Source organism: Amycolatopsis sp. cmx-4-83 (assembly GCF_046548815.1).
Classification (GTDB): Bacteria; Actinomycetota; Actinomycetes; order Mycobacteriales; family Pseudonocardiaceae; genus Amycolatopsis; species Amycolatopsis pretoriensis_A.
Window position 1 is genome coordinate 51,948 of record NZ_JAEBEF010000008.1, and the last position, 20,092, is coordinate 72,039.

General features: G+C 72.1%; 25 protein-coding genes. 4 read left to right on the plus strand and 21 right to left on the minus strand.

Annotated elements, in window-relative coordinates; all coding sequences use genetic code 11:
- Positions 1 to 6: 6 nt before the first annotated feature.
- Entirely contained in the window at positions 7 to 600 is a 594-nt protein-coding gene (gene ruvA, locus ACLJQM_RS24660) for a Holliday junction branch migration protein RuvA (protein ID WP_360784543.1), read from the minus strand.
- Positions 597 to 1,181: a crossover junction endodeoxyribonuclease RuvC gene (gene ruvC, locus ACLJQM_RS24665; protein ID WP_410632919.1), complete on the minus strand. Its 585-nt coding sequence runs from the start codon at positions 1,179 to 1,181 to the stop codon at positions 597 to 599. The genes ruvA and ruvC overlap by 4 nt, the downstream gene beginning before the upstream one ends.
- Positions 1,182 to 1,255: 74 nt before the next feature.
- Between ruvC and ACLJQM_RS24670 the strand changes: the two genes are divergently transcribed.
- On the plus strand, positions 1,256 to 1,696 hold the full coding sequence (locus tag ACLJQM_RS24670) for a cupin domain-containing protein (protein WP_410632920.1): 441 nt from the start codon (positions 1,256 to 1,258) through the stop codon (positions 1,694 to 1,696).
- Here ACLJQM_RS24670 and ACLJQM_RS24675 read toward each other — a convergent pair.
- The 5 genes from ACLJQM_RS24675 to ACLJQM_RS24695 all read right to left on the minus strand — a co-directional run bounded on the left by ACLJQM_RS24675 (position 1,693) and on the right by ACLJQM_RS24695 (position 4,902).
- Positions 1,693 to 2,244 (minus strand): DUF4262 domain-containing protein, encoded by a 552-nt coding sequence (locus ACLJQM_RS24675; RefSeq protein WP_247023924.1) that lies wholly within the window; start codon positions 2,242 to 2,244, stop codon positions 1,693 to 1,695. The two genes, ACLJQM_RS24670 and ACLJQM_RS24675, sit on opposite strands and share 4 nt — an antisense overlap.
- Before the next feature lie 86 nt (positions 2,245 to 2,330).
- Entirely contained in the window at positions 2,331 to 3,086 is a 756-nt protein-coding gene (locus ACLJQM_RS24680; protein WP_155549612.1) for a YebC/PmpR family DNA-binding transcriptional regulator, read from the minus strand.
- Positions 3,087 to 3,127: 41 nt separating this feature from the next.
- Positions 3,128 to 3,742 carry a pyridoxal 5'-phosphate synthase glutaminase subunit PdxT gene (gene pdxT / locus ACLJQM_RS24685; protein ID WP_281506305.1) on the minus strand — a complete coding sequence of 205 codons (615 nt, stop codon included), beginning with the start codon at positions 3,740 to 3,742 and terminating at the stop codon, positions 3,128 to 3,130.
- Between the two features lie 147 nt (positions 3,743 to 3,889).
- The gene (locus tag ACLJQM_RS24690; RefSeq protein ID WP_370962658.1) at positions 3,890 to 4,210 is read right to left on the minus strand and encodes an AzlD domain-containing protein; all 321 of its coding nucleotides are present in this window, start codon (positions 4,208 to 4,210) and stop codon (positions 3,890 to 3,892) included.
- Positions 4,210 to 4,902, minus strand: a complete 693-nt coding sequence (locus ACLJQM_RS24695; protein ID WP_410632921.1) for an AzlC family ABC transporter permease — start codon at positions 4,900 to 4,902, stop codon at positions 4,210 to 4,212. Before ACLJQM_RS24695 ends, ACLJQM_RS24690 begins: the two co-directional genes overlap by 1 nt.
- Before the next feature lie 68 nt (positions 4,903 to 4,970).
- Between ACLJQM_RS24695 and ACLJQM_RS24700 the strand changes: the two genes are divergently transcribed.
- Both ACLJQM_RS24700 and ACLJQM_RS24705 read left to right on the plus strand, forming a co-directional pair.
- Positions 4,971 to 5,534: a helix-turn-helix domain-containing protein gene (locus ACLJQM_RS24700; RefSeq protein WP_247023927.1), complete on the plus strand. Its 564-nt coding sequence runs from the start codon at positions 4,971 to 4,973 to the stop codon at positions 5,532 to 5,534.
- A gap of 203 nt (positions 5,535 to 5,737) precedes the next feature.
- Entirely contained in the window at positions 5,738 to 6,355 is a 618-nt protein-coding gene (locus ACLJQM_RS24705; protein WP_410632922.1) for a hypothetical protein, read from the plus strand.
- Between the two features lie 85 nt (positions 6,356 to 6,440).
- Here ACLJQM_RS24705 and pdxS read toward each other — a convergent pair whose 3' ends face one another.
- The 3 genes from pdxS to ACLJQM_RS24720 form a co-directional block, all read right to left on the minus strand.
- Positions 6,441 to 7,349 carry a pyridoxal 5'-phosphate synthase lyase subunit PdxS gene (gene pdxS / locus ACLJQM_RS24710; protein WP_281506306.1) on the minus strand — a complete coding sequence of 303 codons (909 nt, stop codon included), beginning with the start codon at positions 7,347 to 7,349 and terminating at the stop codon, positions 6,441 to 6,443.
- Between the two features lie 90 nt (positions 7,350 to 7,439).
- Positions 7,440 to 8,423, minus strand: coding sequence for a DUF5937 family protein (locus tag ACLJQM_RS24715; RefSeq protein ID WP_410632923.1), 984 nt, complete (start codon positions 8,421 to 8,423; stop codon positions 7,440 to 7,442).
- Positions 8,424 to 8,480: 57 nt separating this feature from the next.
- Entirely contained in the window at positions 8,481 to 9,923 is a 1,443-nt protein-coding gene (locus tag ACLJQM_RS24720; protein ID WP_410632924.1) for an FAD-binding oxidoreductase, read from the minus strand.
- Between the two features lie 130 nt (positions 9,924 to 10,053).
- Here ACLJQM_RS24720 and ACLJQM_RS24725 point away from each other — a divergent pair, with 130 nt between their 5' ends.
- A complete protein-coding gene (locus ACLJQM_RS24725; protein ID WP_410632925.1) occupies positions 10,054 to 12,162 on the plus strand; it encodes an elongation factor G-like protein EF-G2 in 2,109 nt (702 codons plus the stop codon).
- A 72-nt stretch (positions 12,163 to 12,234) separates the two neighbouring features.
- Here ACLJQM_RS24725 and ACLJQM_RS24730 read toward each other — a convergent pair whose 3' ends face one another.
- The 11 genes from ACLJQM_RS24730 to thrS form a co-directional block, all read right to left on the minus strand.
- Positions 12,235 to 12,738 carry an XdhC family protein gene (locus ACLJQM_RS24730; RefSeq protein ID WP_410632926.1) on the minus strand — a complete coding sequence of 168 codons (504 nt, stop codon included), beginning with the start codon at positions 12,736 to 12,738 and terminating at the stop codon, positions 12,235 to 12,237.
- A gap of 12 nt (positions 12,739 to 12,750) precedes the next feature.
- The gene (locus ACLJQM_RS24735; RefSeq protein ID WP_410632927.1) at positions 12,751 to 13,017 is read right to left on the minus strand and encodes a hypothetical protein; all 267 of its coding nucleotides are present in this window, start codon (positions 13,015 to 13,017) and stop codon (positions 12,751 to 12,753) included.
- Between the two features lie 32 nt (positions 13,018 to 13,049).
- Positions 13,050 to 13,307: a hypothetical protein gene (locus ACLJQM_RS24740; RefSeq protein WP_410632928.1), complete on the minus strand. Its 258-nt coding sequence runs from the start codon at positions 13,305 to 13,307 to the stop codon at positions 13,050 to 13,052.
- On the minus strand, positions 13,304 to 13,573 hold the full coding sequence (locus tag ACLJQM_RS24745) for a hypothetical protein (RefSeq protein ID WP_360784300.1): 270 nt from the start codon (positions 13,571 to 13,573) through the stop codon (positions 13,304 to 13,306). Before ACLJQM_RS24745 ends, ACLJQM_RS24740 begins: the two co-directional genes overlap by 4 nt.
- Positions 13,574 to 13,575: 2 nt before the next feature.
- Entirely contained in the window at positions 13,576 to 14,058 is a 483-nt protein-coding gene (locus ACLJQM_RS24750; RefSeq protein WP_247023936.1) for an NUDIX hydrolase, read from the minus strand.
- The gene (locus tag ACLJQM_RS24755; protein WP_360784358.1) at positions 14,055 to 15,200 is read right to left on the minus strand and encodes a glycosyltransferase family 4 protein; all 1,146 of its coding nucleotides are present in this window, start codon (positions 15,198 to 15,200) and stop codon (positions 14,055 to 14,057) included. Before ACLJQM_RS24755 ends, ACLJQM_RS24750 begins: the two co-directional genes overlap by 4 nt.
- A gap of 17 nt (positions 15,201 to 15,217) precedes the next feature.
- Positions 15,218 to 16,135, minus strand: coding sequence for a phosphatidylinositol mannoside acyltransferase (locus ACLJQM_RS24760; protein WP_247023937.1), 918 nt, complete (start codon positions 16,133 to 16,135; stop codon positions 15,218 to 15,220).
- Positions 16,132 to 16,758: a phosphatidylinositol phosphate synthase gene (gene pgsA / locus ACLJQM_RS24765; protein ID WP_247023938.1), complete on the minus strand. Its 627-nt coding sequence runs from the start codon at positions 16,756 to 16,758 to the stop codon at positions 16,132 to 16,134. The genes ACLJQM_RS24760 and pgsA overlap by 4 nt, the downstream gene beginning before the upstream one ends.
- Before the next feature lie 89 nt (positions 16,759 to 16,847).
- On the minus strand, positions 16,848 to 17,369 hold the full coding sequence (locus tag ACLJQM_RS24770; RefSeq protein WP_360784306.1) for a MarR family winged helix-turn-helix transcriptional regulator: 522 nt from the start codon (positions 17,367 to 17,369) through the stop codon (positions 16,848 to 16,850).
- A 74-nt stretch (positions 17,370 to 17,443) separates the two neighbouring features.
- Positions 17,444 to 17,986 (minus strand): HIT family protein, encoded by a 543-nt coding sequence (locus ACLJQM_RS24775; protein WP_410632929.1) that lies wholly within the window; start codon positions 17,984 to 17,986, stop codon positions 17,444 to 17,446.
- A complete protein-coding gene (gene thrS, locus ACLJQM_RS24780; protein ID WP_410632930.1) occupies positions 17,983 to 20,010 on the minus strand; it encodes a threonine--tRNA ligase in 2,028 nt (675 codons plus the stop codon). Before thrS ends, ACLJQM_RS24775 begins: the two co-directional genes overlap by 4 nt.
- Positions 20,011 to 20,092: the final 82 nt, after the last annotated feature.

The window sequence follows — 20,092 nt, forward strand, 5'->3', positions numbered from 1 at the left end:
CCCCGCCTACCGCTTCCGGCCGAGGGTGGCCAGCGAAGCGCGCAGCACGCTCGCCGTCGTGTGGCCGTCACCGTCGGCGAGGACCTTGTCGACGGCCTGCTCGGCCTGCTTGGCCGGGAACCCGAGCCCGGCCAGCGCCTCGACGACCTCGGCCCGCAGCGCGCCGGGCGCGGTGACCGCGGGCGCGTCGCCGGAGCCGAGCGCGGTGACCTTGTCGCGCAGTTCGAGGGTGAGCCGTTCGGCGCCCTTGCGGCCGATGCCGGGCACCGAAGTGAGCACGGTGATGTTGCCTTCGACCAGTGCACCGCGCAGCTTGTCCGGGTCGAGCACGGCGAGGGTGGCGAGCGCGAGCCGCGGGCCGATCCCGGACACCGTCTGCAGCAGCCCGAACAGCTCGCGCGCGTCGGCGTCGGCGAACCCGAACAGCGTCAGCGAGTCCTCGCGCACGACCAGTGCGGTGTGCAGCCGGGCTTCTTCGCCGCGGCGCAGGGTCGCCAGCGTCGCCGGGGTGGCCTGCACGGCGAAGCCGACCCCGCCGACCTCGACCACGACGTGGTCGAGGCCGACCGAGAGGACTTCTCCGCGTACCGACGAGATCATCGTGATGCTCCTGGGTTCTTCGCTTGTTTCGCCGCGGCGGCGAGGCGGGCCTTGTGGGTGCGGGCCATCTCGGCGGCGCGGGCTTCGGCCTCGGCCAGCCGCGCGCGCATCGGCTCCCGCCAGAGGTGGCAGATGGCCAGCGCGAGGGCGTCGGCGGCGTCGGCGGGGTGCGGCGCGACTTCGAGGTTGAGCAGCCGCATCACCATAGCGGTGACCTGCGCCTTGTCCGCGCGGCCCGACCCGCTGACGGCGGCCTTGACCTCGCTGGGCGTGTGGAACACGACGGGCAGGCCGCGGCGCGCGGCCGCGAGCGCGACCACCCCGCCCGCCTGCGCGGTGCCCATCGCCGTCCGCACGTTGTGCTGGGCGAAGACGCGCTCGACCGCGACGGCGGCCGGCTTGTACCTGTCCATCCAGCGTTCGACCTCGTCGGAGATGCCGAGCAGGCGGTGCGCCAGGTCGGCGTCGGGCGGGGTCCGCACGACGTCGACGGCGACGCAGCGGACGGCCCGGCCCTTGCCGCCGTCGACCACCCCCAGGCCGCACCTGGTCAGACCGGGGTCGACCCCGAGCACCCGCACCCGATTTCCCTCCGCCGCGAACATCCGTTCGAGTTGGCAGGCTACTGGGCGCGGGCTCCGGCAGGATGGGTGACATGCCGGAGCCGTCGGATTTCGTCACCCACCTGGGTCTTCAGCCGCTGCCCATCGAAGGCGGGCGGTGGGCGCAGAGCTGGCGCTCGGAAACCGGGTCCGCGATCTACTACCTGCTCGTGGCGCCCGAGTTCTCCGCGCCGCACCGGCTGGACCGCGTCGAGGTGTACGCCCACCACGCGGGGGCGCCGGCCGCGATGCTGCTGCTGCACCCGGACGGCTCGGTCGAGCGGCCGGTGCTGGGAACCGACGTCGCCGCCGGCGAACGCCCGCAGGTGGTCGTGCCCGCCGGGACGTGGCAGGCGACCGTGACGCGCGGCGCGTGGAGCCTGCTGGGGACGGTCGTCGTGCCGCCCTACACCGACGACTGCGTGGAGTTCGCGGCCGCCGCGGACCTGGCGCTGCGATACCCGGAAGCCGCCGCCGACCTGCGGAAGTTCTAGGGACCGTCGACGCCGGGGGTCCAGCTTTCGGGGTCGCCGCTCCCGGTCAGCACCGGCTGCCACCGCGCGAAGCCCTCGGGCGCGTCCGGGTGCCAGGGGAACTTGCCCTCCGGCGTCGCGACGATCAGCTGCAGGGCCGGGAAGTCGCCGTCGGGGTAGATGAGGAACGCGGTGCCGAAGTACTCGGGGTAGTGCCCCTTGTCGACCCGCTCGAGCACGACCGGGACGCCGTCGAAGAAGTCGTCGTAGCGCTTGCCGACCTCGAAGATCTCACCGTTGGCCGCGCGGTCGACGTAGGCGTCGAGCAGGACGGCGCCCATGTGGTCGGGCAGCCCGACGACGACGGCCTCGGGCACGTTGTGCAGCGCCCACGCACAGGCGGTGAAGCAGTAGCCGGCCCCCTCGTCGTCCGCGGCGACGGTGACGACGGCGTTCCCGCGTTCCTTGGCCTGCCCCTCGATCCACTCGACGAGCTGCTGTTCGTCGGGCGTGAGTTCGGCGGCGAGGTCGGCGGAGGTGGCGGGGGTCGTCGAGGTCACGGCGCACATTCTGCCTGACGAGACCCCGAGAGCCCAGTGCCCGGGCCGGAAAGTTTCCGGCCCGGGCACGAAGGCGTTGCGGCGCTTGGGAAAACTCAGCCGACTTCGGCGAGCACCTCGTCCGACACGTCGAAGTTCGCGTACACGTTCTGGACGTCGTCGCAGTCCTCGAGGGCGTCGATCAGCTTGAAGACCTTCTTCGCGCCGTCGGCGTCCAGGGGGACGCTGACCGACGGGAGGAACGTCAGCTCCGCCGACTCGTATTCGAAGCCCGCTTCCTGCAGCGCCTTGCGCACCGGGACCAGGTCGCCGCCCTCGGAGACGATCTCGAAGCTCTCGTCGAGGTCGTTGACCTCTTCGGCACCCGCGTCGAGGACCGCCATCAGGACGTCGTCCTCGGACGCGTCGCCCTTGGGCATGATCACGACACCCTTGCGGGTGAACATGTAGGCGACCGAGCCCGGGTCGGCGAGGGAGCCGTTGTTGCGCGTGAGCGCGGTGCGGACCTCCATCGCGGCGCGGTTCTTGTTGTCGGTGAGGCACTCGATCAGCACCGCCACGCCGTTGGGGCCGTAGCCCTCGTACGTGATGTTCTGCCAGTCGGCGCCGCCCGCCTCTTCGCCGGCGCCGCGCTTGCGGGCGCGCTCGATGTTGTCCTGCGGGACCGAGTTCTTCTTCGCCTTCTGGATGGCGTCGTAGAGCGTGGGGTTGCCATCCGGGTCGCCACCACCGGTGCCCGTGCGGGCGGCCACCTCGATGTTCTTGATCAACCGCGCGAAGAGCTTGCCGCGCTTCGCGTCGAGGTTGGCCTTCTTGTGCTTCGTGGTGGCCCACTTGGAGTGGCCGCTCATCTCTCCTCCATCTGTTCCGTACCCCGGCCGGGCACCGCGTCTCAGGCTGCCTTCCGCACGAGGTCGACGAACAGCCGGTGCACCCGCACGTCGGGCGTCAGTTCCGGGTGGAACGCGGTCGCCAGCACCGCCCCTTGCCGGACCGCGACGATCCTAGCGGCTTCCTCCGCCACGCCGGGCACGCCGCTGACCGTGGCCAGCACCTCGACGCCGTCCCCGGCCTTCTCGACCCACGGGGCCCGGATGAAAACGGCGTGCACTCCTTCGTCGATCCCGGCGAAGTCGAGGTCGGCCTCGAAGGAGTCGACCTGCCTGCCGAAGGCGTTGCGCCGGACGACGACGTCGAGGCCGCCGAGCTGCTGCTGGTCGGGCCGCCCGTCGAGGGTCTGGCGCGCCAGCAGGATCATCCCCGCGCACGAGCCGAAGGCGGGCATGCCCTCGGCGATCCGCGCGCGCAGCGGCTCGAGCAGCTCGAACGTCTCGAGCAGCCGCGACATCGTGGTCGACTCGCCACCGGGCAGCACCAGACCGTCCACTTCGGACAGTTCCGCGGCGCGGCGCACGGGCACGGCCCGCGCCCCCGCTTCGGCCAGCATCGCGACGTGCTCGCGCACGGCACCCTGCATGGCGAGCACACCGACGACCGGTTCCGACACCCGACCTCCCGAAAGACCTTCCCACCAGCCTAGACGTACGGGCTCCCCGCCTCCACGGCAGGTCAGCCCCGGTCCGCGAACGTCATGAAAGGGTCGTTCACCGCGTCCGGTGACAGGAAAGAGTCGTTCACGTCATAGCTGCGCGGCTCAGGGGATCCCGGCCAGCCTCAGCAGCGCCGCCGTCGCCGCGGCCGCGACGACCACCAGCGCGAACGGCGCCTTCCGCCACGCCAGCACGCCCGCCACCAGCACCCCGGCCGGCCGCGCGAAGCCCGCGAAGCCGTGCCCCTCGGTCAGCGCGCTGACCGCGACGAGCGCCGCCAGCAGCACCACCGCGGCCAGCGCCATCAGCCGCTGGGCCTTCGGCGACAGCTTCACCCGGCTGCGCAGCACCGGGCCGGCGAACCGGAAGGCGAACGTCCCCAGCGCCAGCACCACCGTGCCGGCCAGCAGCTCCACGCCGTCCATCAGCGCGCCTCCTGCAGCTCGGGCTCTTTGGCCGCGACGCCCACCAGGACCCCCGCGAGCGCCAGCAGCACCGGCAGCCCGGCGGGCAGGAACGGCGTCGCGGCCAGCGCGACCACCACCCCGGTCAGCACCGGCAGCCGCGCCGCCCGGTCGCGCAACGCCGGAAGCACCAGCGCCAGCAGCACCGCCGGGAACGCCGCGTCGAGGCCGAAGACGTCGGTGTCGCTGATCGCCTGACCAGCGAAGGCCCCCGCGACGACGCCGACGTTCCAGCAGGCGAACAGGCCGATTCCGCAGGCCCAGTACGCCGCGCGGCGCTGGTGCGCCTCGCGCTGGGCCAGCGCGAACGCGACCGATTCGTCGATCATCAGGTGGCTGCCGATCAGCCGGGAGGGCCACCGCTTGCCCAGGACGTCACCGATCGCGAACCCGAACGGCAGGTGCCGCGCGTTGGCCAGCAGCCCGGCGAGCACGGCGGCGAAGGGGTTGCCGCCGGCCGCCACGATCCCGACGAACATGAATTGGGACGCGCCGGCGAACACCAGCAGCGACATCAGCATGGGCAGCCACAAGGGGAACCCGGAACTCACCGCGATGGCACCGTAGGACACACCCACGAGACAATCGGCGGCACAAACCAGGCCGATGTCCCGGGCGAGGCCCCGATCGAGTGTTCGCCAGATCGAACGCATGTGTTCTATAGTGAACACCCGGACCGGCGTTCGTCAAGGCGAACAAAAAGACCGATGGAGCGAACGGAATGGCACCACCCCCCACGGGCGCACCCCTCGACATCATCGCGGCGTCGCTGCGCCGCGAACGCACCCGCGCCGGCCTCTCCCTGACCGAGGTGGCGAAGCGCGCGGGCTTGGCGAAGTCGACGCTGTCGCAACTCGAGTCCGGCACGGGCAACCCGAGCGTCGAGACGCTGTGGGCCCTCGGCGTCGCCCTCGACGTCCCGTTTTCACGACTGGTCGAGCCGGAGCGGCCGAAGGTCCGAGTGGTCCGCGCGGGCAAGGGCCCGACGGTCTTCGCCGAACACGCCGACTACGCGTGCACCCTGCTGTCGGCGTGCCCGACGGGCGCCCGTCGCGACATCTACATCGTCCGCGGCGAGCCGGGCACCCCGCGCCGCTCCGACCCGCACATGACGGGGGTGGTCGAGCACATCGTCCTCTGCGCGGGCCGGGCGCGGGTGGGCGTTTTGGACGAGCCGGAGGAGCTGCTGCCCGGGGACTACATCTCTTATCCGGGCGATGTGCCGCACATCTTCGAGGCCCTGGAGCCGGGTACTTACGGGGTGGAGATTTCGGAGTACGTCTGAGCCGTCACCGGCCCCGCTCGGCAAGCCGGTACACCTCCGCCAAGACCGAAAACCGAGGGTCCTTGATGCCGAAGCCTGCCGAACGCCCACCCGGGCTGCACCCGGCCCTATCCCTGCGCCAAGGGTTCGCCCTCCTCGAGGAAGCGGAATCGGCGCGCAACCTGATGCGCGACTCGATCCACGCGATCAGGAACATTCGGTACGTGCGCACCGACGGCGACGCCGTCTTCTCGCTCGGGAGCATCCGCACCGAAAAGACGATGAAGGTCATGCTCGGGTGCAAAGCGGTCGAGGACACCGGAAAATGGCCTACCAAGCAGCAGCTCAGGGACTGGGGCCACGACATCGAGAAGCTGAACGCGCGCGTGCTGGCCGCGGTCGGCGACGACGTGGATCGAACGACGGCCACTGGGTACGCCACTCAGCTCGGGAAGCACATCGCCGAGAGCACGGTCATCCCTCTCGTCTTCGCGGCGTTCGCCCGGTACGGGAAGTCCGGGCGCTTCCACCACCTGGACATCCTCGCGACCGACGAGCCCGGAGAGCTCGACCAGCCGTACGACTACTGGGAACGAGTGGAATTGCACGTCAGGGAGACCTCACCTGAGTTCCGAGAGATCCCGTACGGCGACAACGGCGAGCTCGACGCCTACAAAGAGCGGCTTCGCGGGTTCATCGCGGACGAGCTGGACGCCTGGTGGTTCTGCGTCCACCGGCTTGGCGTCCAGGGCTGCTTCGGCGAGCTGGGAAAGACGATCGGGCGGGAGGTCTGGGAGCCTGGACGGCCCGAACCGAGCGCCGTGAAATACCAAGTCATCTAGTCTCAGTAACGAGACTTCTCCATCGTCTGAGCTCACGCCGCCGAACATCGGCGGCGTGAGCCCGAATCATCTCGTTTACCAGCGTCTACCAGCCGCGCTCGGCCAGGCGATGCGGCTCCGCCAGTTCCTCCACGTTGATCCCCACCATCGCCTCGCCCAGTCCGCGCGAAACCTTCGCCAGCACGTCCGGGTCGTCGTAGAACGTCGTCGCCTTCACGATCGCCTCCGCGCGCTGGGCCGGGTTGCCGGACTTGAAGATCCCCGAGCCGACGAACACGCCCTCCGCGCCCAGCTGCATCATCATCGCCGCGTCGGCCGGGGTCGCGATCCCGCCCGCCGTGAACAGCACCACCGGGAGCTTGCCCGCCTGTGCCACCTCCCGGACCAGCTCGAACGGGGCCTGCAGCTCCTTCGCCGCGACGAACAGCTCGTCCTCCGGCAGGGACTGGAGACGACGGAGCTCGCCGCGGATCTTGCGCATGTGGGTGGTCGCGTTGGAGACGTCGCCGGTGCCCGCCTCGCCCTTGGAGCGGATCATCGCCGCGCCCTCGGTGATGCGGCGCAGGGCCTCGCCGAGGTTGGTCGCGCCGCAGACGAAGGGGACCGTGAAAGCCCATTTGTCGATGTGGTTCGCGTAGTCGGCCGGGGTGAGGACCTCGGACTCGTCGATGTAGTCGACGCCCAGGGACTGCAGGACCTGCGCCTCGACGAAGTGGCCGATGCGGGCCTTCGCCATGACCGGGATCGAGACGGCCTCGATGATGCCGTCGATCAGGTCGGGGTCGCTCATCCGGGCGACGCCGCCCTGGGCGCGGATGTCGGCGGGCACGCGCTCGAGGGCCATCACCGCGACCGCGCCGGCGTCTTCGGCGATCTTGGCCTGGTCGGCGGTGACCACGTCCATGATCACGCCGCCCTTGAGCATCTCGGCCATGCCGCGCTTCACCTTGGCGGTGCCGGTGACGGACTGGACGGTGGTCTGCTGCTCGGACACGACTGCGCCTTTCCACAAGAAGAACAGAGGGTGACGAATCCGAGGGTAGGTCGGCGGTGGACCCTTCAGGCAGGCCAGTGCGCGGCTATCTCAGCAGTCCACTTCCGGCACGCCGCCGACCAGGACTTCCGCCGCCCGGGTGCGTGCGTAGAGCACGTGACGTCCGGCACGGTGCCCGCTGACCAGGCCCGCGGCCTTCAACGCGCTTAGGTGCTGCGACACCGCGCCGGCGGTCAGCCCGGTCCGGCGGGCCAGTTCCGCGGTGGACGCCGGCGCGGCGAGCTCGGTCAGCAGCATCGCCCGGCCGCGGCCCACGACCCGGGCCAGCGCCGCGGGCGCGGCGGCCGTGCCGGTCTCCCACAGCGTCGCGATCCCCCGTGGCGGGTAGCGCAGCACCGGCTGCCAGCGCGGGTCGGTCTTGGAGAACACCCGCGGCCAGACGAACGCCGACGGCACGAGCACCAGACCGCGCCCGTCCAGCGGCACCGCGGCGTGCAGGTGCCGGTGCGCGACCGTGAGCGTGCCGCCCTCCCAGCGGACCAGCGGGGTGAGGTCGTTGAACAGCTCGGCGGCCCCGCCCTGGGCGAGCAGCCGCGACCGGTGCAGCACGTCGGCCTCGAGCAGCGCCCGGATCCGCGGCCAGTCGGGTGCCAGCACGAGGTCCCAGTACCGCTCCATCACCGTCGCGAGCCGCTCGAGGCCGGCTTCGGGGTCGCGGTGGAAGCGGTTCAGCGCCGTCGACCGCGGCCCGGCCATCGCGTCCAGCTCGCGCCGGACGAGGCGGGCGGGGACGTCGCGCAGGTCGGCGAGCTCGTCGGCCAGCTCGGGCAGGGGCGTCGCCGGCGTGCCGGCCAGGAAGCCGGGCAGGTGCCGCAGCGGGACGAGGTCGCGCAGCAGCCCGATGTCCAGCCCGGCCTCGTCGAGCGCCGCGGTGGCGCGCTTGACCCACGGCAGGTGCAGCGCGTGCGCGCCCGGCTGGTTGAGGACGCGGACGCTCGCGACGATCTCCCACGCCGGGGAGAACGCGAACCGGGTGTGCGCCAGGTCCTCAGTGGAGAATGCCAGATCGAGCACGCGCTGCCTCTCTGCCGAAATTCCGCGCGGTGAGGCTTGTTCAGCCGTCGCCTCAGTCTAAGTCGCTCCGATGTGGACGGTCGAGCGGGGCTCCGAAAGTCCTTGCGGGAAAGCGAAAATTCCTCGCGGGTCGTACTTCCGGGCGACGGTGCGCAGCCTGGGCAGGTTCACCCCGTAGTACGCCTCGGCCCAGTCCGGCAGCTCCGGGTCGAGGTAGTTGACGTACCCGGTGGTGCCGAACTCCGGCCCGAGCCCGTCGCGCACCGCGGCGAGCGCCCGCCGCGCTCCCGCTTCGCCGCCGTCGGCGGGCGCCGCGCCGTGCAGGAACTGGAAGCTGGCCAGTGCGCAGCGGTGCGGGAACGCCGTCTCGCGCGCGCCGACGCGGGCGATCGCGCCCCCGGCGGAGTCGATGAGCGTGCCCACCTTCGGGTCGGCGACCAGCAGCTCGACGACCGCGGCCGGATCGGTGGCCGGCCGCAGCAGCATCCGCGACGTCCCGACGTACGCCGCCCGCACCGCGGCCGCCCCCGGCCGGGCTTCCGGCTCGTCGAACGACCGCATCGCGCTCACGTGGTCGAGCACGCGCGCGCCCCGCTCGGCGGGTGGCGTGCCGACGCGGCTGACCAGGTCGTCGAGCAGCTCCTTCAGCCGGGCTTCGGTGCCGAGGAACGTGCCGCTCGCGTTCGCGGTGACCGCGTCGATGTTGACCCCGCACCACAGCTCGTCCGGCTGCGCGGGCAGCCAGTCCTGCCACGCGGCGAACAGCGCGGTCTGCGTGCCGTCCGGGAAGGTGAGCTCGAAGGTGGCGACGTCGGCGATCGGGACGGTCCGGAAGGTGAACCCGGTGACGATCCCGAAGTTGCCGCCGCCCCCGCCGCGCAGCGCCCAGAACAGATCCGGCTCCGCCGAGCGCGACACCGTGCGCGCCCGGCCGTCGGCGGTGACGATCCGCGCGGCCTCCAGGTGGTCGCACGTCAGCCCGTACGCGCGGTCGAGCAGGCCGACGCCGCCGCCGAGGGCGAGCCCGGCGATGCCCACCGTGTCGCAGCTGCCCGCCGGGAGCACCCGCCCGGCCGCGGCGAGCGTCGTGGCGATCGGGCCCAGCCGGGCACCGGCGCCGATCACCGCGCGGCCGTCCGGGCGCACCTCGACGCCCGAAAACCGGCTCAGGTCCACGACGATCCCGCCGTCCACTGTGGAATAGCCGGGGTAGCTGTGCCCGCCGCCGCGGGCCGCGACCGGCAGCCCGTGCCGCGCCGCGAAACCGAGAGCCGCCTGGACGTCTTCGACGCGCGCGGCCCCCACCACCGCGGCGGGCATCCGGTCGTCGTACATCGTGAAGAAACCCTGCCTGGCCTCGGTGTACCCCGGGTCGGCCTGCCGGAACAACGGCCCCGAGAGCCGCTTGCGCAGCCGCTCCCAGTCGTCCGGCGGCGGCCACCCGGCCAGCCCCGCCACCGGTACCGCTCCGGAAACCCGCAAGAAAGTCCGCCTGTCCACGTCACTCCCCCTGCCCCGTGTCCCCCCGGGCATTCGGCTGGTCCCGGGAGCCCTGCCTTGCCGTGACCAGGGTAGCGGGTGTGTGATCGAGGACACATCCCGTACACCAGCCGTTCGCCGAGGAGTCGTCATGGCAGACAGACAAGCCAAGAACGCCGACACCGGGGCCGCCGTCGCTGTGGACGACCCCGCGAAGGTCCGCAACGTCGTGCTCGTCGGCCCGTCCGGCTCGGGGAAGACGACCCTCACCGAGGCCCTGCTCGCCGCCTCCGGCACGGTGCCGCGCGCGGGTTCGGTCGTCGACGGGACCACGGTGTGCGACCACGACCCCGCGGCGGTCCGCCAGCAGCGCTCGGTCGGCCTCTCGGTGGCCCCGGTGCTGCACCAGGGCCACAAGATCAACCTGATCGACACGCCGGGGTACGCGGACTTCGTCGGGGAGCTGCGGGCCGGGCTGCGCGCGGCCGACGCGGCGCTGTTCGTCGTCTGCGCCGCCGAAGGGGTGGACGCGGCGACGGTCGCGGTGTGGGAGGAGTGCGCCGCGGTCGGGATGCCGCGCGCGGTCGTCGTCTCCCGGCTCGACCACCACCGGGCCGACGCGATGGCCGAGATCGCCGCCTGCCGGGCCGCGTTCGGCGACGGCGTGCTGCCGCTCTACTTGCCCGCGGGCAACGGCCTGGTCGGGCTGATCACCCAGCGGTACTTCGACTACACCGGCGGGCCGCCGCCGAAGCCCGGCGAGCCCGACCCGGCCGAGCTCGAGCGGATGGCCGAGGCCCGCAACGAGCTCATCGAAGGGATCATCGCCGAGAGCGAGGACGAGTCCTTGATGGACCGCTACCTCGCCGGGGAGGAGATCTCCGAGGACGTCCTGATCTCCGACCTCGAAACCGCCGTCGCGCGCGGCTCCTTCCACCCCGTCATCCCGGTCTGCTCGACCAGCGGGATCGGCCTGACCGAGGTGCTCGACGGGATCGTCCGCGCGTTCCCCTCGCCGCTGGAGCACAAGCCGCCCGACGTCACCACGCCGGACGGCGGGACGCACGCCGCCCTCTCCGCCGACCCCGCGGGCCCCCTCGCCGCGGAGGTCGTCCGGACGGCGGTCGACTCCTACGTCGGCCGGGTGTCGCTGGTCCGGGTGTTCTCCGGGACGCTGCGCCCCGAGCGTCCGGTGCACGTGTCCGGGCACGGTCTCGCCGAACGCGGCCACGAGGACCACGACGCCGACGAGCGCGTCGCGCACCTCTACTCCCCGCTCGGCGCGAACCTGCGGGAAGTGCCCTTCTGCGTCGCGGGCGACCTGTGCGCGCTGACGAAGGTCGGCTCGGCCGAGACCGGGGACACCGTCTCCTCCCCGGACGACCCGCTGCTGATGGAGCCGTGGGCGATGCCGGAGCCGCTGCTGCCGGTGGCGGTGGTCGCGAAGACCCGCAGCGACGAGGACACCCTCGCCCGCAACCTCTCCCGGCTGGTCGCCGGCGACCCGACGCTGCGGCTGGACCGCAACGCCGAAACCGCCCAGCTGGTGCTGTGGTGCATGGGCGAGGCCCACGCCGACGTCGTGCTCTCCCGGCTGCGCGCGGGCGGCGCGGACGTCGACACCGAACCGGTGAAGGTCAGCCTGCGCGCGACGTTCGCCAAGCCGGCCAAGGGACACGGGCGGCACGTCAAGCAGTCCGGCGGGCACGGCCAGTTCGCCGTCTGCGACATCGAGGTCGAGCCGCTCCCCCGCGGCGGCGGGTTCCAGTTCGTCGACAAGGTCGTGGGTGGTTCGGTGCCCCACCAGTTCATCCCGAGCGTGGAGAAGGGCGTGCGGGCCCAGCTGCAGCGCGGGCTGGCCGACGGGCACCCGGTGGTCGACGTCAAGGTGACGCTGGTCGACGGCAAGGCGCACAGCGTCGACTCCTCGGACGCGGCGTTCCAGACGGCCGGCGCGCTGGCCCTGCGGGAGGCCGCCGCGAACGGGCACATCACGATGCTCGAGCCGCTGGAGGAGGTGGCGATCCGGCTCCCGGACGAGCACCTCGGCACGGTGCTGGGCGACCTGTCGTCCCGGCGCGGCCGGGTGCTGGGCACCGAAGCCTGCGACGGCGGCCGGACGGTGATCCGGGCCGAAGTCCCGGCGACGGAACTGCTGCGGTACCTGATCGACCTGCGCTCGATGACGTCGGGCACGGCGTCGTTCACCCGCCGCCACGCCCGCTTCGAGCCGATGCCGGAAGGGATGGCGGTCCACTGAACGCCGCGCCCCGGGTCGTGAGTGTTCAGGGCGGTTCTAACCGCCCTGAACACTCACGACGGCCGGGGCACGTCAGAAGTCGAAGCCGCCTGGGCGGTTGTTGCGGTCGGCCAGCAGGCCGGCGAGCGTGGCGATGGCGATCTCCGGCGGCGTGCGCGAGCCGATGTTCAGCCCGACCGGCCGGTGCACGCGGGCGATGTCGGCCTCGGGTACGCCCAGCCCCTGCAGCGCCGCCACGTGCGGGCCCGGGTGCCGCGGGTTGCCGAGCACGCCGATCCAGCGCGGCTCGCCCGCCAGCGCGGCCTTCAGCACCTCGCCGAGCTCGGGCCGGTGGTGGTCGGTGACCACGACGTCGGCGGTGCCGTCCAGTGGCGGCAACGTCGTGTCCGCCTCGACGCCCTCGGGCCCGTCGGTCGCCCGCGCGGGGTTGGGTTCGTACAGCGCGACGTGGTAGCCGAGCTCGCGCGCGAACACCAGCAGGTGCCGCGAAACCGGCGACGCGAACACCGCCACCAGGGTCCGCACGGCGGGGTCGGCGGGCGCCGCGCCGTGCGCGACGTCGCAGGTCTCACTCATGCGCCCAGTCTGTCAGCCGCCGGCCTGCTCGCCCACCGTCACGCGGAACTGCCACACGTCGGTCTTGCCCTTGACCAGCACCAGGTACCCGTCGGTCACGCGCAGCACGACCCGCTTCTGCGGTGACGACGGCCGCGGCGGCCGGTGCTGCTTGGCCAGCAGGTGCGCCTCGTCGAACGCGGTTTCGCGGTCCGCGTACCCCGCCGCGTCGGCGACGCCCCAGCCCCGGCCGTCGCCCATGCCGCCCTGCTCTTCGATGACCACCCACCACGTACTCATGCCGCTCCGACGCGGCCGCGGGCGAGCCGGTTTCAGATCTCTTCGAGCACGCTCAGCCGGAAGTGGAACGTCGAGGTCCGGCCATCGACGATCACCAGGTACCCGCCGACGCCCCGCAGCACCTTCCGCGACCTCGGCGACCACGGGTAGACCGGCTGGTACTCCCGCGCGAGCCGCTCGGCCTCGGCTTCGGCGGTCGCCTGGTCGGCGTAGGAGAAGGTCTCCGACAACGACCAGCTCCGGCTGTCACCGGCGCCGCGTTGCTCCTCGACGACCACCCACCAGCTCATGCCGGGGCTGCCACGGTCTCGCCGAGCGTCACGCGGAAGTGGAACGTCGCGGTCCGGCCGGTCGCGATGACCAGGTAGCCGTCGCCGACCCGCAGCACCTTCCGCTCCTTGACCGCCGACGGGTGGACGGGTTCGTGCTCGAACGCGAGCCGCCGCGCCACCTCGTCGGCGTGCTCCCGGTCCCCGCCCGCCGGCTTCGTCTTGGTGACGTTCCAGTGGCGCCCGTCCCCGCCGCCGCGCTGCTCCTCGACGACCACCCACCACATCGTCAGACCTCCGGCTCGGCGAACTCGAAGTACTCCGGCAGCGGCGCCGTGCCCGCCAGCTTGAAGTACCGGACCTTGCGCCGCCGCCGCAGGCGCAGGGTGTCGCGGACGGCGTCGTTGTGGACGCGGCGGGCGATCACCACCCGGTGCTCGGCGTCGGTGAGCTCCTCGGCCAGCTCGGCGGGCAGGCCCGCCCGGTCGACGCGGCTCAGCTGCAGCGTCAGCTCGTTCTCCTCGGCCTCGCGCTCGGCCCGCGGCGCCGTCTCGGCCCGCTCGGCCAGGGTGCGCAGGCCGGTGTCGTGCAGCAGCACCGCGACCGCGCGCGCCACCACCGCCCGCCGCGCCAGCGCTGCGTCGAGGGCGGCCCAGCCCGCGTCGGTCCGGACGTGCAGCCGGTCGAGCCGGTTCGCCGTCGCCACCAGGAACAGCCCGCCCGCCACGACGACCAGGGCCAGCAGCGGCAGCAGCCACTCGAACACCGTCACCGGGCGAACTCCCGCTCCGGCGCCGCGACCCGCCGGGGGTCGGCGGCGATCGCCGTCTCGTAGACGCGCAGCACCTGGGTGGCCACGACCGACCAGTCGAACACCGTCACGTGCTCCCCCGCCGCCGCGGCCAGCGACGCCCGGCGCGCCGGGTCGCCGAGCAGCTCGCGCAGCCCGTCCGCGAGCGCCGCGGGGTCACCGGTCGCCGTGAGCATCCCGGCGTGGCCGTCGTCGAGCACCCGCCGGAACGAGTCCAGGTCGCTGGCCAGCACCGCCGTGCCCGCCGCCATCGCCTCGGTCAGGATCATCCCGAAGCTTTCGCCGCCGGTGTTGGGCGCGCAGTAGACGTCGACGCTGCGCAGGGCCTGCGCCTTGACGAAGTCGTCGGCCTGGCCGAGCAGTTCGAGGTGCGGCGCCAGCTCCGGGCCGGCGTCGCGGCGGAGCTGGTCCTCGTCCCCGCGGCCGACGACGACCAGCCGCAGGTCTTCGAACTCCGGGAGGATCCGCCGCAGCGCCTCCAGCAGCACGCCCATCCCCTTGCGCGGCTCGCCGAAGCGGCCGACGAACCCGACCGTCCCACCGGCCCGCGGGTAGCCCGGCAACGGCGTCGCGGAGGAGAAGAACTCGACGTCGACGCCGTTCGGGATCTCGACGGCGTCGCCGCCCGCGTGCTCGACCTGGACCCGGCGGGCGAGCGCGGACACCGCGATCCGCGCGGTGATCTTCTCCAGCAGCGGCCGCAGCACCGGCTGGAAGGCCGACAGCGTGCGCGAGCGCGTGGTCGCGGTGTGGAACGTCGCCACGATCGGGCCGTCGGCGATGAGCAGCGCCAGCAGCGAAAGGCTGGGCGCGGCCGGCTCGTGCAGGTGCAGGACGTCGAAGTCGCCCTCGCGGATCCAGCGCCGCACGCGGGCGTAGGACACCGGGCCGAACTGCAGCCGCGCGACCGAGCCGTTGTACCGGATGCCGAGTGCCTTGCCCGCCGGGTGCACGAACTCCGGCAGGTCGGCGTCGTCGTCGGCGGGCGCGAGCACGGAGACCTGGTGCCCGCGGGAGAGCAGCGCCTTCGTCAGGTCGATCACGTGGCCCTGGACCCCGCCGGGCACGTCGAACGAGTAGGGGCAGACGATCCCGACCCGCATCGGGCGCGCGGCCACGCTCAGCTCGCTTCTTCGAGGGGGGTCTGCTCGCCGGCCTCGAGGTCGGCGGGCCAGAACTTCTGCAGCATGTGCCAGTCGGCCGGGTGCGCGGCGATGTCGCCGGCGAAGATGTCGGCCAGCGCCTGCGTGGCGGCCGGGACCTCGGCGCGCGCGGTGACGCGGATGCGCGGGTGCAGCCGGATCTGCCAGCCGTCCTCGGTGAACCAGCAGCCGGCCGGGATCAGCGCCGCGCCGGTGGTGGCGGCCAGCCGCGCCGGGCCGCCCGGGAAGCGGGCCTGCTCGCCGAAGAACTTCACCGGGATACCGCTGGTGGTCAGGTCGCGGTCGCCGACCAGGCAGACCGCCTTGTTCTCGCGCAGCCGCTTCAGCAGCACGCGCATCGCGGAGCTGTCGCCGGTCAGCGGCACGATCTCGAAGCCGAGCGACTCCCGGTACTCGACGAACCGCCGGTACAGCGACTCGGGCTTGAGGCGTTCGGCGACGGTGGTGAATCCGCCGAGGTAGCCGGCCAGCCAGACGCCGGCGATGTCCCAGTTGCCACTGTGCGGCAGCGCCATCACCGCGCCGTTGCCCTCGGCGAGCGCCGCGTCGAGATTCTCGACGCCGGTGATGGAGGCCGCGACCTTGTCGCTGACCTCCTTCTGGTCCATCGACGGCAGCCGGAACGTCTCGTGCCAGTAGCGGGCGTACGAGCGCATCGCGCGCCGGGTCAGCTCGTCCATCTCGACCGGGTCGGCCTGCGGGACGACGCGGGCGAGGTTGGCGCGCAGCTGCCGCACACCGCCGCCGTCGCGCTTGACGGCGAGGTCGGCGCCGAGCGAGAAGACCGTGCCGCCGAACCCGGCGGGCAGCCAGCCGGCCAGCCGCCAGCCCGCCGCGTAGCCGAAAGCGCTCAGCCGCTCGGTCAGGTCGCTCATGCCGGCTGCTCCCCGGCGGCGGCCTCGCGTGCCGCTTTGGCCACGGCGGCGAAGCGCTGCAGCAGGGTGATGACCGACAGCACGGCCAGCAGCCAGAGCGAGACGTCCACGGTGTACGGGACGCCCAAGCCGTGCAGGCCGGTGCCGACCAGTGCGATGATCAGCCGCTCGGCGCGCTCGACGAGCCCGCCGTCGACCGGCAGGCCGGACGCGTCGGCGCGGGCCTTGACGTAGGAGATGACCTGGGCGAGCACCAGGCACAGCAGCGCCGCGGCGGCGGCCGGGTGGTTGTCGTCGACGACGAAGCACCACCAGGCGATGGCGGCGAACAGCGCGCCGTCGACCAGCCGGTCGCAGGTGGCGTCGAGCACCGCGCCGAACGGGGTGCCGTAGCCGCGGGCGCGGGCCATCGCGCCGTCCAGCAGGTCGAGCATGGCGAAGCCCCACACCGTGAAGGTGCCCCAGAGCAGGTAGCCGTTCGGGAAGAAGGCCAGGGCGCAGACGACGGCGCCGGCGGTGCCGAGCACGGTCATCACGTTCGGGGTCAGCCCGACGCGGACCAGCGCCTGGCCGATCGGATCGGTGACGCGGGAAACGGAGGCACGCGCGAAGATATTGAGCATCGTTTCGTCAGAGGCACCTGGCTACGAGGGTCGGGTGGGCGAATGCAGCCTATCCACCCGGCACGACGGCACCGACGCGCCGCCCCGCGTCAGCCCGATTTCGAGAGCTCGCCCTCGCGTTCCCGCGCCTCTTCCGCGGCCTGCGCGGCGGCGCACTTCGGCGAGAGGCGCTGCCGGATCGCGGCACTGATCTCCCCGAGCGCGGCGACCTGCTCCGGCGTCAGCGGGTCGAAGAGGCTCTCGCGGACGGCCTCGACGTGGCCGGGCGCGGCCGCTTCGAGCGCGGCGAAGCCCTCCTTCGTGAGGACGGCCCAGGCCCCGCGCTTGTCGGTCGGGCAGGCCTCCCGGCGCACCCAGCCGTTGGCTTCCAGCCGGGCGACGGCGTGCGAGAGCCGGCTGCGCGACGCCTGGCGGGCGTCGGCGAGCTCGCTCATCCGCAGCCGGCGGCCTTCGGCCTCGGAAAGCGCCACGAGGACTTCGTAGTAGGTGTGCGGCATGCCCGAGTCGTGCTGCAGCTGGCCTTCGAGGTGCGCGCTGAGCATGCGGGTGGCCGCGTTGAACTCACGCCAGACGCGCTGCTCGTCGTCGCTGAGCCATCGGGTTTCGGACATACGTCCATCATACCCTCGGTTGAACACTCAATCACGGTTTGCCGGTTACGGCGTTCGAGCGTTTTCCGAACGGTTCACCACGCGTCGGCGAGCAGGTCCCGCGTTTCGCTCAGCAATTGCGGGAGCACCTTCGTCTGCCCGATCACCGGCATGAAGTTCGCGTCCCCGCCCCACCGCGGCACCAGGTGCTGGTGCAGGTGCGCGGCGATCCCCGCGCCCCCGACCACGCCCTGGTTCAGGCCGATGTTGAAGCCGTGCGCGCCGGAGACTGCGCGGATCACCTTCATCGCGTGCTGCGTGTATTCGGCGACCTCCAGCGTCTCTTCCACCGTCAGCTCGGTGTAGTCCGCGACGTGCCGGTACGGCACCACCATCAGGTGCCCGGGGTTGTACGGGTACAGGTTCAGCACCGCGAACACGACGGTGCCGCGGGCGACGATCAACCCCGTTTTGTCGTCCAGGGAAGGGATGCGGCAGAACGGGCAGCCGGTGTCTTCGTCGCCGTCCGGCTTGTCCTGGCCCTTGATGTAGGCCATCCGGTGCGGGGTCCAGAGGCGCTGGAACGCGTCCTGGACCCCGACGCCCTGCTGCTCGACGAGTTCGGGCGGCTCACTCACCGAACGACCGTCTCCAGCGCCTCGGCCGACGGCGACGCGTTCTCGCGGCGCCCGACCCACTCCGCGATCGCCTCGACCGCCTTCTCCACCGGCACGCCGTTGATCTGGCCGCCGTCGCGGAAGCGGAACGACACCGCGCCCGCCTCGACGTCCTTCGCGCCGGCCAGCAGCATGAACGGCACCTTCTGCGTGGTGTGCGTGCGGATCTTCTTCTGCATCCGGTCGTCGCTCGCGTCGACCTCGGCGCGGATGCCCTTGGCGCGCAACGCCTTCTCGATGCCCTGCAGGTGCTCGACCTGGTCGGCGGTGATCGGGATGCCGACCACCTGCACCGGCGCGAGCCACGCCGGGAACGCGCCCGCGTAGTGCTCGGTCAGCACACCGAAGAAGCGCTCGATCGAGCCGAAGAGCGCGCGGTGGATCATCACCGGCGTCTGGCGCGAGCCGTCGGGTGCGGTGTACTCGAGCTCGAACCGCTTGTTCTGGTTGAAGTCCAGCTGGATGGTCGACATCTGCCAGGTGCGGCCGATGGCGTCCTTCGCCTGCACGGAGATCTTGGGGCCGTAGAAGGCCGCGCCGCCCGGGTCCGGGACCAGCTCGAGACCGGAGTCGACGGCGGCCTGCCGCAGCGTCTCGGTGGCCTCCTCCCACTCCCAGTCCTCGCCGATGAACTTGTCCGAGTCGCCGCGGGTGGACAGCTCGAGGTAGAAGTCGGCGAGGCCGTAGTCGGCGAGCAGGTCGAGGACGAACTTCAGCAGCGACCGGAGCTCGCCCGGCATCTGCTCCTTGGTGCAGTAGATGTGCGAGTCGTCCATCGTCAGCCCGCGTACGCGGGTGAGGCCGTGCACCACGCCCGACTTCTCGTAGCGGTAGACGGTGCCGAACTCGAACAACCGCAGCGGCAGCTCGCGGTAGGACCGCCCGCGCGAGCGGAAGATCAGGTTGTGCATCGGGCAGTTCATGGCCTTGAGGTAGTAGTTCTCCTCGTCGAACTGCACCGGCGGGAACATCGTGTCCGCGTAGTACGGCAGGTGGCCGGAGGTGTGGAACAGCTCGCCCTTGCTGATGTGCGGGGTGTTCACGAACTCGTAGCCGGCCTCTTCGTGGCGGCGGCGCGAGTAGTTCTCCAGCTCGCGGCGGATGATGCCGCCCTTGGGGTGGAACACCGGCAGGCCGGAGCCGATCTCCTCGGGGAAGGAGAACAGGTCCAGCTCGGCACCGAGCTTGCGGTGGTCGCGGCGCTCGGCCTCGGCGATGCGCTCCAGGTAGGCGTCCTGCGCTTCGGCCGACTCCCACGCGGTGCCGTAGATCCGCTGCAGCTGCGGGTTCTTCTCGCTCCCCCGCCAGTACGCGGCGGCGACGCGGGTCAGCTTGAACGCCGGGATGAACTTCGTGGTCGGCACGTGCGGACCGCGGCAGAGGTCACTCCAGACACGTTCCTTGGTGCGCGGGTCGAGATTGTCGTAGATGGTGAGCTCGCCCTCGCCCACCTCCATCACCTCGGCGGTGTCCACTTCGGACTTGAGGTCGACCAGTTCGAGCTTGAACGGCTCGTCGGCGAGCTCTTTCTTGGCCTCGTCGACGGAGTCGAAAACGCGCCGGGAGAACTGCTGGGCGCCCTTCACGATCTGCTTCATGCGCTTTTCGAGCGCCTGCAGGTCCTCCGGGGTGAACGGAGTGTCGACCGCGAAGTCGTAGTAGAAGCCGTCTTTCACCGGCGGGCCGATGCCGAGCTTGGCGTCCGGGAACTGCTGCTGGACGGCCTGGGCGAGCACGTGGGCCGCCGAATGGCGGATGACGCTGCGCCCGTCCTCGGTGTTCGCGGCGACCGGCTCGACCTCGGCGTCAGCCTCGGGGGCCCAGGCGAGGTCGCGCAGCTTCCCCTCGGCGTCGCGCACGACGACGATCGTGTCCTCGCCCTTGGTCGGCAGGCCGGCTTCGCGGACCGCCGCGCCCGCCGTAGTGCCCGCCGGTACCGCCACACGGGAGGCGGCCACGGGGGAAACGGGGGGCGACTGGGACACGATCGGCTCCTCAAGCTGGAGTGACAAAGACGACCCCGTCGATGCTAGTCGGCGGCTCGCGCGCGCCTCACCCGCGTCCGGG